We start from the raw sequence: 1,290 nt of genomic DNA, 5'->3' as shown, positions 1-1,290 counted from the left end.
GTCCTGGAACACCAGTTCGCAGGTGGGCGAGGAGCGCATGCCCAGCTTGTCCAGCTTCTGCGCGGTGGAGAAACCCTTCATGCCCTTCTCGACCAGGAACGCGGTGATGCCCTTGGCACCGGCTTCGACATCGGTCTTGGCGTACACCACCAGCACGTCGGCGTCGGGGCCGTTGGTGATCCACATCTTGTTGCCGTTGAGCACGTAGCGGTCGCCGCGCTTGTCCGCGCGCAGCTTCATCGACACCACGTCCGAACCCGCACCCGGTTCGCTCATCGCCAGCGCGCCGACCTTGGCGCCGCTGCACAGGTCCGGCAGGAAGCGCTGCTTCTGCGCTTCGGTGCCGTTCTTGCGCAGCTGGTTCACGCACAGGTTCGAGTGCGCGCCGTAGGACAGGGCGATGCCGCCGGAGGCGCGGGAGATTTCTTCCATCGCCACCACGTGGGCCAGGTAGCCCATGCCGGTGCCGCCGTATTCTTCTTCCACGGTCAGGCCCAGCAGGCCCTGTTCGCCCAACTTGGGCCATAGTGCCAACGGGAACTGGTTGGTTGCATCGGCCTCGGCCGCGAGCGGCGCGATCTCGGCAGCGGCAAAATGGGCCACGCTCTGGCGCAGCAGGTCGATATCTTCGCCGAGGTCGAAGTTCAGGGATGGCACGTGCATTGCGATGGCTCCACGAGGGAAGGTGGGGAATGGACGCACCCGGAAGGGGAAGCGGGCGGCTGTTCACAGCAGCGGCCCGCGCGGGCGATTGGACCCCAGCGTAGCGGGGTTCGGGKAAGAAGTGAATACAAATTCAAAAATTGAAACCAGACTCAGAACATGGCCTACAAACGCTCAGCATTGATGGAAGAACGCCTGGCCGGGGCCCGTGAACGGATCCTGCTGGCCACCCGCGAACTGGTCGCCACCGGCGGCTGGCGCAACGCGCCGGTAACCGCCGTGGCCACCCAGGCCGGGGTCTCCACCGGCCTGATCTACCGCCACTTCCCGTCCAAGGCCGAGCTGTTCGTGGAAGTGCTCAACGCTGCCGTGGCCCATGAGGTGGCGATCATGGAGCGCATCGCCAGTGCGCCGCAGCCGGCCAGCGTGCGCCTGCGCCAGGCCATCACCGCCTTCGTGCGCCGTKCCCTGGCCGGCCCGGGCCTGGCCCATGCCTTCATCGTCGAACCGGTGGACCCGGACGTGGAAGCCGAGCGCATGCGCGGCCGCCGTGCCTTCGGTGACGTGTTCCTGCGCCTGGTGGAAGAGGGCGTGGCGGCCGGTGAACTGCCGGCACAGGACGCGCAC

2 protein-coding genes are annotated in these 1,290 nt (G+C 66.8%); one reads left to right on the top strand and one right to left on the bottom strand.

The genetic code is table 11. The annotated features are described in order from the left end of the window. Window positions 1-663 (bottom strand): acyl-CoA dehydrogenase family protein (locus tag AC1VAN_RS22130; protein WP_480986781.1); only part of this gene is annotated, 663 nt, incomplete at its 3' end. 159 nt (window positions 664-822) lie between these two features. On the opposite strand from AC1VAN_RS22130, the gene AC1VAN_RS22125 reads away from it, so the two are divergent. Beyond that, window positions 823-1,290 (top strand): TetR/AcrR family transcriptional regulator (locus AC1VAN_RS22125; RefSeq protein WP_480986780.1); only part of this gene is annotated, 468 nt, incomplete at its 3' end.

The sequence above is a fragment of the Stenotrophomonas sp. 05L44_2 genome (assembly GCF_056665995.1).
This window is presented reverse-complemented; position numbering and strand designations above follow the sequence as displayed.